This window comes from Nostoc sp. (assembly GCF_036918245.1).
Lineage (GTDB): Bacteria > Cyanobacteriota > Cyanobacteriia > Cyanobacteriales > Nostocaceae > Nostoc.
Window position 1 is genome coordinate 122,955 of record NZ_JBALEF010000029.1, and the last position, 13,124, is coordinate 136,078.

The following is a 13,124-nucleotide window of genomic DNA, read 5'->3' on the forward strand; positions in this document are numbered from 1 at the left end:
TTAGATAATAACGTCTCTACATTAATTTTCAAAGTAAAACTATTAATTTGTCACTCTAGACAGTTTTTTCTTGGGTTTCATTCCCAACGCCATAGCACTAGCGATCGCTATACCACCAAGAGTCATTGGTTCTGGTACGGGCGTACTCTTAGAATAAGTTACTGTACCCACCTCTGTTGTAGACAATAAGTCAGCACTCAAAATGCGATAAAATTTTGTTCCTCCTGTATTTGGATTACCTGGATTGTTGCCAATAAAAAACCGATCTTCAACCAAATAGCTCAGTCCTGACAGGTTGCCATTTGTAAAGCTGACTACAGGAGATGATGGGTAATCAAAATCACTTACCTCTGTATACTGAGTACCCAAGTAGTCAAACAAAATAGATAATCCATTGTTAACGCCTAGAGTTTCCTCGCCTAACCCGCTTAAGGTCGAGTCATCATATCGAAAAGAGCCGAAATACTGACCGGGGCGATCGCCAGATGTCGCATTTACGGTGAAATCATAATTAACTAAGGCAGCTTGCGTCGGTTTAACAACAGCAGCAACCGCGATCGCAACAGCAAAAGCAGCAATGCTAATATCTTTAGCTAATTTCATCAGAAAATGCTCCGAAGCTAAAAAATGAATAATTTTGTAATTTCACTTAAATAAACTTTTAACCAATGTATATAGGTTAAGAAATAACCAACAAAAGACTATCTTTGTTAAATCTTTAAGGTTGTGAGGTATATATAAAATTTGTGTAAACTTATTTCAATATTTACAGTAGCTTATGTTTTTATGGGCGTAGGCGTAGCCCTTACACATAGCAATCCTATCTAAGTTGTGAAAATGAACAAACCACTTTTTCTGCGAAATGCCAAGAAAAGAAAAAGAAGTTTTCACATCTGATTTAGGACTGCTATAGTTGCGAAAATCAGGCATGGAGATTTGCTTGTTCCTGCAACCAAGAATCTACAGGTTGTCCATCTTTGCGGCGTAATTCAATTTCTACAACCATCACTTCTTTGGAACCAGGAGGTGCGGGTTTTTTATGGAAAATAATGTCATAATCTTCTGGATTGTGCTTATGTTCTTTCAACCATTCCTGTACCTTGGTTGTGGCAAAAAATGATTGCCCTTGCTCAAACATTCGGGTAATCTGCAATTGCAGCGTGTAAGGATTCATGCGACCCATTTTCTACCGCCTTTGTTAAGTTAATTTGAGGACAAGTAATCTACTGACTGTAGATAGTCTAATGTTAATGCGAAGTACCCAGACTTGACACTTTGCGTACAGGTGCAAATTCCAGTTTCAACCCTCTGCAATCTGTAGGAACAATGTCCGAACCTAGTTCGGTGGATGGTCTAAGAAAGCGTCGATGATCCTGCAATCTGTCTTCCACAGATTGATAAATCTTATTTGTGCTGCTTGGTTTTTGCCGTCTTTGGCAGTAGCTACGACTTAGTAATGTTATAATAGTACCTCAAAAAAAAATTTGTCAAAAACTTGACTGCGCTCCACCACTGAAGTTTCACGCACACTAAGGGATGAGGGAGCGGATTAGTTAATAAACACCTTCTAAGCGAGTGCAAATACGAACTAATGCAGAGTAATTATTCATCATAGATTACACAGCTGATAGACATATAACTATGAGCTACTGTCTAAATCCTGCTTGCAACAAGCCCCTCAATCCCGATGGCACACAATTGTGCCTTAGTTGTGGGACAAAACTGATATCACTGCTGCGAAATCGCTATCGAATTATTCGTCCGTTAGGAGGTGGGGGATTTGGCAGAACTTTTTTGGCAGAGGATGAAGACAAGCTCAACGAAGTTTGTGTTGTCAAGCAGTTAGCACCTCAAGCCCGTGGAACTAACGCTTTGAATAAGGCGACTGTACTGTTTCAACAAGAAGCGTACCGTCTGCAACAGCTAGGAGAGCATCCTCAAATTCCCACTTTGTATGCCTATTTTAGGGAGGAAGACTATCTGTATCTGGTACAGCAGTTCATTCCAGGACAAACTTTGCGACAGGAATTGAAACAGCAGGGAACTTTCAGCGAAGATAAAATCTGGGAAATTTTGCGGGAATTATTACCCGTGCTGAAATTTATTTACGAGCATCAGGTAATTCACCGCGATATCAAGCCAGAAAATATTATCCGTCGCTCCCAGCCAAATATTAATTCCCTTTACCCAACAAGACTTGGGGCAAATCTGGTATTGATTGATTTTGGTGTGGCCAAGCAGTTAACAACCATAGAGATGGAGCAAACAGGAACGAGCATTGGTTCCTATGGCTATGCACCTATAGAACAAATGAAGTTAGGCTTGGCGTATCCGGCTAGCGATTTATTCAGTTTAGGCGCGACTTGCTTTTATCTGTTGACGGCAATTTCCCCATATCATCTGTATACGGAGTCCGGCTATGGTTGGGTAGCACATTGGCAAAAACACTTTCACTCTCCCATATCTGCAAAACTAGAGCAGGTGTTAGACAAGCTGTTGCAAAAAGATATTAAGCATCGCTACCAGTCAGCAGATGAAGTTTTACAAGATGTGCAGTCTCAGCTACCACGAACACCAATTCCACGTCAGCTTGCTGTTAAGCCTTTACTGTCAAGGATTAGTCTAAAATCAACAGTTTTGCTGAAAACTGTGATTCAACCGAAAATCCTGCTGCCAAATAAACTTTTAGTGTGGGGTGCTAGTGCTATCTTGCTTTCAGGGTTAGGAGGATATTTCTATTGGCAGCAAAGTTTGCCCCTAACTGGACATTCAGGCGAAGTTAATTCTCTTGCCTTTAGACCAATTCTCCGCAACTTTTCCCAAGAGAGAATATTGGCCAGTGGCAGTGATGACAAAACTATTAAAATTTGGAATTTAAACGCTCGACGGCAAACCGCCACTCTTAAGGGTCATTCAGATTGGGTTTATGCAATAGCTATTAGTCTTGATGGTCAAACTCTTGTTAGTGGCAGTAAAGACAAAACTATCAAAGTCTGGAATCTAAATACGGGAAAGGAAATACGAACTCTGTTGGGTCATTCCAGTTATGTGAATTCTGTTGCCATTAGTCCAGATGGTCAAAGTATAATCAGTGGCAGTTATGATAAAACTATCAAAATCTGGAATTTAAACACAGGCAAGGAAATACGCACTCTCTTAGGTCACAAAGGAGAGATTTTGTCTGTTGCTATCAGCCCAGATGGTCAAACTCTTGTAAGTGGCAGTACAGACAACACCATCAAAATCTGGAATTTGAATACAGGCAAGGAAATACGCACCCTGAGTGCCCATTCCAGCGATGTGAATGCCGTTGCCATTAGCCCGAATGGTCATCTGATGGTCAGTGGCAGCGATGACAAAACTGTTAAACTATGGAACCTGAACACAGGCAAAAAACTACGCACTTTTGTAGGGCATTCCGCCGATATTAATGCTCTTGCCTTCAGCCCGAATGGTGAAAATATCGTTACTGGTAGCGATGACACAACTGTAAAAGTCTGGAGTTTGTATACAGGACAGGTAATACACACCTTTGAAGGGCATACTGCTGAGGTTTATGCTGTTGCTTTTAGTCCAGATGGAAAAACGTTGGTTAGTGCTGGTAAAGACAAGACTATCAAGATTTGGCAAGTACCGTAGCAATTTTTGCCGCTCATCCATGCAAGGGTAACTATACCGTACAACAGCGTTCCGAAGAAAATGATTATCATTACTATCCGCTGGATATTTTAATTTCTGCAAGTCCCTAAGGATTGTTCAGCATTTCTCACTGCTTCTACAACATTTCACTACTTAATTCTGTTATAGATTGGAGAGAGGCACGCCGCTTCAAAAACTGACCAACAGACTCAGATGGTTGTTATGCAGAGCAAAAATCAAGCTGTTTTCGCTTTAATTGTAAAAAGTACTATTGTATTTTTACCCTTATTGTTATCCGTTGGAATTGCCAGTGGACAATCTGCACCATCACCCAACCCAGCACTAACTCCGACTCCGGTGTTATCGAATTCAGAACGGGAAGAATTAGCACGACTACGAGCAGAAAAACGAATTCAACAGCAAGTCCAATCTGATTTTAAAAACACTTTTAGCCGCACAACCATATTACTCGATGTTTGGCTAGTTATACTAAGTCTCTTTCCAGTCGCAGTCATCGCTTTATTATGGCTGTTGCGACGGGTGATAATCCGGGAAATTGTTGATAGGGCAATGCAACAAGTCCAGGGAATGGAAAAATTACAAAATCAGCTAACCACCGTTAAACAAGAAGCTGAAAATGTTATTCAAGATGCGAAAAAAATAAATTATGAATTAGAACAGCAAACGACTGCTTTACAACAAAAAATTAAAAATGAACAAGAAAATGTATCTATTCTGATATCCGATCTAGATTTAGCTAAAGCACAGGTATTAAGTAGATTAGAAGCGGAACTAAAAAAATCTCAAGAAAATATAGAAAATTTAGAGTCAAAATTTGCTTCGGGGTTATCTAAGTTAGAGTTTGATGCTCAACAACAAAAAGATATAGCACTGGAAAATTTAGGAAAATTAGCATCTGTTATAGCAGAAGAACTGTCTAAGTTAAAGTTAGGTGTGCAACAACAGCAAGAACTAGCCGTTGCTGATTTAGAAATATCAAGGTCTGAGTTTACATCTCAACTTTCTGGATGGCAGTCTGATGCTCAACAACAAAAAGATATAACTTTTGAAAATTTAACAAAATTGCAGTCAGAGTTTGTAGAAAAGTTATCTGAATTACAGATTGATTCTCAAAAGCAAAAAGAGATCGCAGTTGATAATCTAGGCATATTTGATCGAGAATTTAAATTTCAATTATCTGAATTACAGGTAGATGCTCAAGAGCAAAAAAATAAAATTATTGCGACTATAGAAGTATTGCAGTCAGAATTTAAATTTCAATTATCTGAATTACAAGTCGATGCTCAAAAATCCAAAGAGCTAATTATTGAGAATTTAGAAAAATCTGGTTCTGAGTTTAGTTCGCAATTCTCAGAATTACAATGGAATGCTCAACAACAAAAGATTCTAATTTTAGAGAAGTTAGAAAGATTAGAAACGGAGTTTATCTCTCAATTCTCTGAGTTACAATTAGATGCCCAAGAAAGAAAGGATCTGATTCTTCAAGAACTAACTGAAATTACGCCGGAATCGATTCTAGAGGTAGTAAATTTTGAAGTTGAGGAAGAAATACAAGAACAGCCGCAACAACCGGAATTCCCTGCTGATGAGTATGTAAAACAGGGAGACGATCTGTTTTCTCAAAGGCGCTATGAAGATGCGATCGCAGCTTACAACCAAGCAGTAAAAATCCAACCTGATGAACCTGTGAGTTGGTTAAAACGGGGTCTAACTCTGGGAAGGTTGAAACGCTACCAAGATGCGATCGCATCTTATGAACGAGCGATTGCAATTCAGGCAGATTATTATCAAGCTTGGTGCGATCGCGGCGTTGCTTTTGGTAACTTACAACAGCATCAGCAAGCCTTTGCCTCATTTGACAAAGCTACACAAATCAAACCTGACGATGCCGTTGCCTGGTTAAATCGCGGTCTTTCCCTAGTAGCATTAGAACAATACGAAGAGGCAATAATCTCCTTTGAGAAAGCGCTAGAATTCCAACCCAATTCTCCCAAAATCTGGGATAAACGCGGTTACACTTTGGTAATATTGGGACGCGATGATGAAGCGATCGCTAGTTTTAATAAAGCTTTAGAAATTAAGCCAGATTATGCCAGTGCCTATTACAACAAAGCAGCCTGTTACGCACTGCAAAGACAAGTTGACCGATCTCTGTTAACTCTACAACAAGCGATTGAACTTAATCCCAGGTATAAAGAAGACGCAGCAACTGACCTCGATTTTGATGATATTGCCGACGATGAGCGCTTTAAGTTGTTAGTTGCAGAATAAAAATCTAAAAAGCATTGGGCATTGGGCATGGAGAAGAGACAAAGGAGAGATTTTCAATAATTCCTCCTTGTCCCCCTTGTCTCCCCTGCTCCCCTGCTCCCCTGCTCCTCTGCTCCCCTGCTCCCCTGCTCCCCTGCTCCTCTTCCCCCATTTCCCACACTTGGATTCTGTTCATTAGACATCGCTTTGAGTTTAGATGTAAAAGAATCAGAGCGATCGGTTTTTTCAGGAGTAAATTGCCCGATTGGGGCATGAATAGGAGCAGATGGGAGAAGTTTTGGCTGTCGTTGATGATGGTTTGGTGATGGGGAAGGGGCTGGACTTTCTTGTGAAGTTTGCCTTTGGCTGACAGCAGATAATCGCTCAAGGGTTGCCGAAGAGGTAAATTTCCCGGAAAGCGGAGACTTCAAGACAGTTTTATTGTTTCTATCTTCCTGCTTTCCCTCTTCTTCACTCAAAGATGTCTTTGGTTCATAACTTTTCAGTTGGAGAGTCGCAGTATTGCTGTGTTGATAGCCGTTGCGAATCTTCGCTGGTGGTAATTGAGGACTTGTCACTTGCTCTACAGTGGGTTCTCTCTTGGCTGGCGCTTGAGCTGGCGCAGCCATTGAGGTTAAGCTTTGGGGAAATTTGCTACAAATCATCCGTTCAAATTCCATATTGAAATGATACGTAGCCTGATCCCGGCGCTGCCAAAATACTAAAATTTGCTGCACGGAAACCGCTTTATAACGACCTTGATATAGTGCCTCAATCACTGCCAGGTGTAGCCAGTTAAGGGGGTATTGCGTTTGCCAACGCTCAACTAGCTCATTGGCACTATACCCACCGAGATCGAAACTATAGTTAATTAATAAGGCGATCGCCAAGTTGGCAGAGGTGTCTGGAAGTGTTGTTAACATGGGGCTATTAGCTTTAGGCAATAGGTCTAAGATTTGTCACCCATCGCATATTAGCCTAGCGTGCTTTTAACTACATGGTTTTTTTTTCCAATAGTTGCCAAGCCGATAGGCAAGTGTTCCCTATTCTACTTATCAACTTCTAGAATGCAACCCCACATAGACTGATTTAATCGCAGATGTTTGCCCAATGGCAACTAATGCTTGATAAATCATCGCTGCAACTTCGGCGCGTGTTGCCGAACGTAAAGGTGCAAGAACTTTCGGATCTGGATAGTTGACAACTATTCCCCGTTGTGTAGCAGTGGCAACGGCTGTCCGGGCGTAGTCGGGAATGTTATGACGATCGCTATATACTTCTAAAACATCGCGATCAACAGCTGGTAGTCCCAGTCCGTTTACTAAGGAGACAATCACCTGTAGCCGCTGCACAGTTTGATCGGGGCGGAAAGTGCGATCGCTAAATCCACCAACAAAGCCACCGCTAGCCGCGATTTGGATAGCGCTATAAGCCCAAAAATCCTTGGGTACATCCGTAAAATCAGCAGCTGGGATTTTGGGAAATGGGTTAAAAGCGATCGCCACCAAAGCTCCATACTGGGCGCGAGTCATGGGTTTATCTGGCTGGTAGCTACCATCAGCAAAAACATGAGTTAAATCCATGCTCACTAATGCTTGAATAAATGGTTCTGCCCAATGTCCGTTTAGTTCGGGAGATGAGGATTCTGTTAAAGCGTTAAAGGAACTAGTGTTAACTGCTACTCGATTGATTGGGAGCAATTCTACCAAACCCTTGACTAGAGACGGATTTAATTGATTACCTACGGAAACTAGCTTTTGTGTAGTGGCATTATATAAATCAAATTCACTATGTTCGCGAAAAATATTATCACCTGGATCTTCGGTATTACCTAAATCGGGGAGTGCATTGCCATTGACTAATAAACCACCTTGGGTATTTTTAGCAATGAGATTTTGACGTAGCACAGGTTGGGCGTTGCGAGAAAGTGCGATCGCTGTGCGATTTTCTGATAATTTGTTATTGGCGATCGTCGGAGCGGCAAAGTCACTAATTGCTATGCCTAAAGGGTTTCTTTGAAATACATTCCGCAGTACTTCTCCCTGGCTATGACCTGCTATTACTAACCCGCTAGCAGTATTTTGCACAAATATGTTATCTAAAATTGCGGGTTTGGCAGTACCAGTGGTAAACACACCTTCCCGCCCACAGTTGCTCAGAGTATTGTTACTTAAAGTAGGTGCAGCCGATTCAATCCAGATACCAGTACCTTTGGCTGAGGGATTGGTGACAGTTACACCTAAAAGACTGGCATTATCTACCAAGAGCAGCGTAATATTTTGTATACCAAAACTGGGACTTTGATACTCGCCACTCCCGGAAATTACAATCCCTGCACCAATGTTTGCTTCATTACCCACCACTGTCGCCCCTCCAGGGACAATTAGTGGAAACACCTCACCACTAGCGGCGTTGTAAGTCCCCGACTCCAGATGAATTATCGTCAGGATTTTGGTTACTTTTAAAGCACGGGTGAGGCTTTTAAATGGACTCAACCGTGAACCAGTATTGGTATCATTCCCTGTCATAGGGTTGACATAGAGTGTGACGACGAGGGTAGAGTTCACCATTGATAGTTGAGAGTCAATTGTTTTAATTATGACAATCGTAAATAACACTACTTGTAGCAAACTTTTTCACAGTAGTATCTTTGTGTATAGAAAATATATCCACCTGACTTTTTCTGGCAAGCAGATCGTGTGTACACGCAAGTTATAGACTCTTGTGCAATAGACCTCTTGCAAAAATCCTTGAATCACCCCTCCCCTCCCCTCCCCGATGTGTTGGGGAGGGGGCAAGATTTCAAGTTTCCCCCCAATATATCGGGGGGATAAAGGGGGGTCTATTCAACTTATGCAAGAGGTCTAATATTCCAAGTTCTCATCTCAATCGCATTGTCAGTCGAAACAATCGCATTGTCAGTCGAAACAATCGCATTGTGAGTCGAAACAATCGCATTGTGAGTCGAAACAATCGCATTGTTAGTCGAAACAATCGCATTGTCAGTCAAAACAATGCCATTGCAACTCCAAAAGACTTGTGTGTAAGCTGTAGCACCTACAAAGAGGAGATTAAGGGAACCAGTGCGGTCTTCTTTGTTGGCGCTAGCCTCTCGCTTTGGGAGAAGGGTAGACCTCATCGCTCTTGGTGTCTCCCCAAGTCGAGCATCTGGTGTGTGGGGTTCTCCGGGTTTAATTAAGTAATCAAACAAAAAGTAATACAGCGTATTTCAGGTAAATGAACTACACGAGTATGGGCACAACATGTTGTGCCCCTACAATTATCTGTACTCACTAAAGTTTCGAGTTTTGATCTCGGTGTTCCAAGGCACTGTTTGGGTTAAGATATTGAGTCAGCAACCCAGAACCCATGCTCTGTATAGAAACGAGATTAAACATTCTCATCCAGAATAGTTCCTTCTATATTGGCTCCAGACAAATTTGCTCCACTCAAATTTGTCTGGTTCAAATCTGCTTGAGTGAGATTTGCCTGGGATAAGTCGGCTACAGTTAAATCTGCACCACTTAAATCCGCTCCATCTAGATTCGCCGCTATCAAGTTTGCTTCCTGCAAATCCGCCTCACTCAAGTTAGTTTCAATCAATTTAGCAACCGTCAAATCAGCGTGACTCAAATTAGCTCCATCCATTGCTGCTCCATCCAAGATAGCTCCATCCAAAATAGCTCCGCTTAAGTTGCTACCACTGAGATTTGCATTGCTCAAATCTGCTCCATTTAAGTCTGCTTCAATCAAACTGGCGTGGGCTAAATTAGCGTGACTCAGATTAGCTCCATCTAAAATTGCTCGATCTAAAATTACGCCACTGAGATCGGCTTCTCTTAAATTGACCTCGCTCAAGTTGACACCTGTAAAGTCTCTGACACCTGCGGCATAGTTTTTCAGGAGTTGATCTGCTTTCATATCTGTCGCTGTGCTAAGGAACGTTTAACTAATTCATAATGACGCTTGCGGACTCGCTACCGCTACACTAACGTAAATCGTAATGACGCTCTCTACGAGACGCTAAAAGCGAACGAATACTCGCTAACGCTACGCTAACGTAATTCGTAATTTGTGAGTGTAATTCCCCTTTGTTTACATGTGGCTTTGTTTCAGTTTGGGTGTTTAAATGAGAGTCTGAAATAGTCTTTATTAAGAATTACGCTAGCGCAACAGTAGCCACTCCGCAAGCGTCATTATCAATTACGAAACAATTTTGGACTATCCAGACAAGCAGTAAATCCCCAGCACGCGCAACGGAGGATTAGGTGATCAATCAAACTAGAGTAGATATTGAATCACTTTTATCTAGGTTAGCTATTCTTAATTACTGGCGCTACTACCTAGAGTAATGAGTTAATTTCATACTTGAGATGGATGTTGCTCCCCTTAAAAATTTCAGCATTAGTGCAAAGCGATCGCTATACTCAATTGTGTGTTCGTCTAGCAGAGGTTATGGCAAAACCAATTGGTATTCTTTTGCAGACTACAATTCCTACAACTGAAGATGACTGGAGTATTTTTCGTTTCTCGATGTTACAAGATTATTTAGCAATACAGTTCAGAATGAACAACAAAATCCTGATGTAGAGACGCGATTTATCGCGTCTTTAAAGACCAATTAATTATTTGAAGTCATTAGTCATTGGTCAACCGTAAGTCCACTGCGATACTTAGTATTTTCAGTATCGCAGCGGATAGTTCATGTTTCCCCACCAACCACTACATCTCGAATTCGCAGGCTAGGACCACCACAACCCACTGACAAGCCATTTTGCCCTCCCTTACCACAACCGCCAGATTCATCCCAATAAAAATCATCACCAAGTGCCTCAATATCCGCTAAAGTTTGAAATACATTTCCCGAAAGCGTCACATCCCGGACAGGTTCAGCAATTTTGCCATTCCTAATCATCCACGCTTCCCCAGCACTAAAGGTGAACATTTCCCCATTCGTCATCCCACCCAACCAATTACGGGCATAAACTCCTTCTTTGATATCGGTGAATAAGTCTGCGACTGGTGTTTTACCCCGTTCAATCCAGGTATTTGTCATCCGCACAATCGGATTAAAGTGATAGTTGAGACAGCGAGCGTTACCCGTAGGCGCTTCCTCCAATTTGCCAGCAGTTTCACGAGAATGTAAACGTCCCACTAAAACTCCATCTTTAATTAGTTGGGTAGTAGTAGCAGGCGTGCCTTCATCGTCGTAAAAATAGCTACCGCGATGTCCCTCTGGAGCCGCACCATCAAAAATTTGCAGTTCTTTTGGGCCAAACCGCCGTCCGATGGTCATAACTTCCAGCAGATCGGGGTTTTCGTAAGCCATATCAGCCTCAGAAAGATGGCCGAAGGCTTCGTGGACGAATAAACCCGTGAGAATTGGGTCAATGACTACAGTGTAAGTATTGCCTTTGACCGGTGGTAGAGATAAAGCGGCGATCGCTCTTTGAGCTGCACTTTTTACCTGTTCATCCAAACCAGCTAAATCTTCGTAAGCTTTGCGAGAGCCAGTAGTTTCCCGTCCAGTTTGTACGGTTTCGCCATTTCTGGCGGTGGCGGCAAAGCGCATTTCCATATCCACCCAAGATTGCTCGATCAAAGTGCCTTCGGAAGTAGCAATGATTACTTTTTGGGCGCTGTCACCGTAACGCACCGAGGTAGTGGTAATCCGGCTATCGACGCTTTTAAGCAATTGGGCATAGCGATCGCACAATTGTTTTTTCTGCGAGAGTGAGACATTTCGGGGGTCAGTACCTTTTAGGGGTAGAATGCATACTGCTTGCACCGGGTCAATGGGTGCAAGTAAAGTTTCTTCATCACCAACCATCCGCGCAGCAGCGATCGCTTCTTCTATGCGATCCTTGATTGTTGCCAGTTGGTTAAAGCAGCTCAACCCCCATCCGCCTTTATAACAAGCGCGAATATGTCCACCAATGGAGATGCCTTCACTGAGGGTTTCTACCTTGTCGCCACGCAACAAGATATCAGTCCCTTCTGCTTCTTCAAGGCGAATCATCAGATAATCTACACGCCCACAGTAGCGGGCGATCAGGTCAGAAAGTAAATTTTGTGCGTCAGCAAGTGTAGTCGGCATTTCCAATTAGTAACAATGACGAACTGCATTTATTTTGCAATTATTTGGGGAATTTCTGCTAATCAATATTATCAGGAGACTAGGTACTGGGGGAAATAAGGGAGTGGAAAAACAGGGGAGAAGTTGCAGTAAGTTTTTCTTCTGTGCCCCTTTGCACCTCTGTCTCTTGTGCCCAATCTCCAATCCCCAATCTTTAGTTACGGTGGGTAAGAACTCAATGATGTGCTAAGGTAATTAAGTGAGAATAAAATTCGGTTACATTGTTTGTTTTTAGTATTGACAGGCTTTTCCCTTTTGGTCTTAACAAGCTTGCCTCCGAAATCTAAATCTCTACACACCTATGATTTTGGAGATAATGCATGTCAATTTATGTAGGTAATCTATCCTACGAGGTCACACAAGATGACCTCAATTCTGTGTTTGCTGAACACGGCACTGTAAAGCGGGTTCAGTTACCTACTGACCGTGAAACAGGACGTCCACGCGGCTTTGCCTTTGTAGAGATGGGCACAGAAGCTGAAGAAACAGCTGCCATTGATGCTCTTGATGGAGCTGAGTGGATGGGACGCGACCTAAAAGTCAATAAGGCTAAACCAAAGGAAGATAGAGGTGGTTCTTTTGGTGGTGGCGAACGCCGCGGCAGTGGTGGTGGCGGTGGATACAATAGATCGCGCTACTAAGCTTTAAGATCAAAAATTAAGTTTTAACGTCTAAAGGGCAGAATCATCATCTGCCCTTTTTGCGCTCCGGTCTTACTGGATGGCTTAAATTGCCCAGTACCAATTAAGTAGGAGATGATAAATGACCCAAGTATTTGTGGGCGAAAATGAAGGAATTGAGTCAGCCTTACGCCGATTTAAGAGGGAAGTTTCCAAAGCAGGTATTTTTCCAGACATGAGAAAGAATCGTCACTTTGAAACGCCTTTGGAAAAACACAAGCGCAAAGAAGTCGCTAGACACAAACAACGCAAGAGAAATTTCCGTCGTAATTAACAATTAGCAATACCTCCGGTTAGTTATGCTAATACCAATTTAATATGAAGCTGCATAGAAAAGAGCCTCTAAAATAAAGTCATACGAGGAGATAGACATTACCTGCTCAAATGTTAATTGCTCG

At 42.1% G+C, this 13,124-nt stretch carries 12 protein-coding genes; 5 read left to right on the plus strand and 7 right to left on the minus strand.

All coding sequences use genetic code 11. The annotated features are described in order from the left end of the window. Positions 1–42: 42 nt before the first annotated feature. Positions 43–603 carry a PEP-CTERM sorting domain-containing protein gene (locus V7L12_RS06970; protein ID WP_335083312.1) on the minus strand — a complete coding sequence of 187 codons (561 nt, stop codon included), beginning with the start codon at positions 601–603 and terminating at the stop codon, positions 43–45. A gap of 319 nt (positions 604–922) precedes the next feature. Beyond that, entirely contained in the window at positions 923–1,183 is a 261-nt protein-coding gene (locus tag V7L12_RS06975) for a hypothetical protein (protein ID WP_335083314.1), read from the minus strand. A gap of 458 nt (positions 1,184–1,641) precedes the next feature. Between V7L12_RS06975 and V7L12_RS06980 the strand changes: the two genes are divergently transcribed. After that, on the plus strand, positions 1,642–3,639 hold the full coding sequence (locus tag V7L12_RS06980) for a serine/threonine-protein kinase (RefSeq protein WP_335083316.1): 1,998 nt from the start codon (positions 1,642–1,644) through the stop codon (positions 3,637–3,639). A 222-nt stretch (positions 3,640–3,861) separates the two neighbouring features. Continuing rightward, the gene (locus V7L12_RS06985) at positions 3,862–5,931 is read left to right on the plus strand and encodes a tetratricopeptide repeat protein (RefSeq protein ID WP_335083318.1); all 2,070 of its coding nucleotides are present in this window, start codon (positions 3,862–3,864) and stop codon (positions 5,929–5,931) included. 53 nt (positions 5,932–5,984) lie between these two features. Here V7L12_RS06985 and V7L12_RS06990 read toward each other — a convergent pair whose 3' ends face one another. From V7L12_RS06990 to V7L12_RS07005, 4 genes are all read right to left on the minus strand, one after another. Beyond that, complete coding sequence (locus tag V7L12_RS06990; RefSeq protein ID WP_335083320.1) at positions 5,985–6,833, minus strand: hypothetical protein; 849 nt, start codon at positions 6,831–6,833, stop codon at positions 5,985–5,987. Between the two features lie 132 nt (positions 6,834–6,965). Continuing rightward, positions 6,966–8,480, minus strand: coding sequence for a DUF1565 domain-containing protein (locus tag V7L12_RS06995; RefSeq protein ID WP_335083322.1), 1,515 nt, complete (start codon positions 8,478–8,480; stop codon positions 6,966–6,968). Between the two features lie 281 nt (positions 8,481–8,761). Beyond that, the gene (locus V7L12_RS07000) at positions 8,762–9,121 is read right to left on the minus strand and encodes a hypothetical protein (protein ID WP_335083324.1); all 360 of its coding nucleotides are present in this window, start codon (positions 9,119–9,121) and stop codon (positions 8,762–8,764) included. Between the two features lie 179 nt (positions 9,122–9,300). Next, the gene (locus V7L12_RS07005) at positions 9,301–9,831 is read right to left on the minus strand and encodes a pentapeptide repeat-containing protein (protein ID WP_335083326.1); all 531 of its coding nucleotides are present in this window, start codon (positions 9,829–9,831) and stop codon (positions 9,301–9,303) included. Positions 9,832–10,287: 456 nt separating this feature from the next. Between V7L12_RS07005 and V7L12_RS07010 the strand changes: the two genes are divergently transcribed. Next, the gene (locus tag V7L12_RS07010) at positions 10,288–10,500 is read left to right on the plus strand and encodes a hypothetical protein (RefSeq protein ID WP_335083336.1); all 213 of its coding nucleotides are present in this window, start codon (positions 10,288–10,290) and stop codon (positions 10,498–10,500) included. Between the two features lie 112 nt (positions 10,501–10,612). Here V7L12_RS07010 and V7L12_RS07015 read toward each other — a convergent pair whose 3' ends face one another. Next, positions 10,613–12,007: a TldD/PmbA family protein gene (locus tag V7L12_RS07015; protein ID WP_335083328.1), complete on the minus strand. Its 1,395-nt coding sequence runs from the start codon at positions 12,005–12,007 to the stop codon at positions 10,613–10,615. A gap of 359 nt (positions 12,008–12,366) precedes the next feature. Here V7L12_RS07015 and V7L12_RS07020 point away from each other — a divergent pair, with 359 nt between their 5' ends. Both V7L12_RS07020 and rpsU read left to right on the plus strand, forming a co-directional pair. Beyond that, entirely contained in the window at positions 12,367–12,687 is a 321-nt protein-coding gene (locus V7L12_RS07020; RefSeq protein ID WP_292776541.1) for an RNA recognition motif domain-containing protein, read from the plus strand. Between the two features lie 121 nt (positions 12,688–12,808). Then, positions 12,809–13,000, plus strand: a complete 192-nt coding sequence (gene rpsU, locus V7L12_RS07025; RefSeq protein WP_069073774.1) for a 30S ribosomal protein S21 — start codon at positions 12,809–12,811, stop codon at positions 12,998–13,000. The last annotated feature ends 124 nt before the right edge of the window (positions 13,001–13,124 follow it).

Bases quoted from the DNA above. Each gene is read 5' to 3' on its own strand.
- V7L12_RS06970 (WP_335083312.1), bottom strand. From the start codon at position 603: ATGAAATTAGCTAAAGATATTAGCATTGCTGCTTTTGCTGTTGCGATC.
- V7L12_RS06975 (WP_335083314.1), bottom strand. From the start codon at position 1,183: ATGGGTCGCATGAATCCTTACACGCTGCAATTGCAGATTACCCGAATG.
- V7L12_RS06980 (WP_335083316.1), top strand. From the start codon at position 1,642: ATGAGCTACTGTCTAAATCCTGCTTGCAACAAGCCCCTCAATCCCGAT.
- V7L12_RS06985 (WP_335083318.1), top strand. From the start codon at position 3,862: ATGCAGAGCAAAAATCAAGCTGTTTTCGCTTTAATTGTAAAAAGTACT.
- V7L12_RS06990 (WP_335083320.1), bottom strand. From the start codon at position 6,833: ATGTTAACAACACTTCCAGACACCTCTGCCAACTTGGCGATCGCCTTA.
- V7L12_RS06995 (WP_335083322.1), bottom strand. From the start codon at position 8,480: ATGGTGAACTCTACCCTCGTCGTCACACTCTATGTCAACCCTATGACA.
- V7L12_RS07005 (WP_335083326.1), bottom strand. From the start codon at position 9,831: ATGAAAGCAGATCAACTCCTGAAAAACTATGCCGCAGGTGTCAGAGAC.
- V7L12_RS07010 (WP_335083336.1), top strand. From the start codon at position 10,288: ATGTTGCTCCCCTTAAAAATTTCAGCATTAGTGCAAAGCGATCGCTAT.
- V7L12_RS07015 (WP_335083328.1), bottom strand. From the start codon at position 12,007: ATGCCGACTACACTTGCTGACGCACAAAATTTACTTTCTGACCTGATC.
- V7L12_RS07020 (WP_292776541.1), top strand. From the start codon at position 12,367: ATGTCAATTTATGTAGGTAATCTATCCTACGAGGTCACACAAGATGAC.
- rpsU (WP_069073774.1), top strand. From the start codon at position 12,809: ATGACCCAAGTATTTGTGGGCGAAAATGAAGGAATTGAGTCAGCCTTA.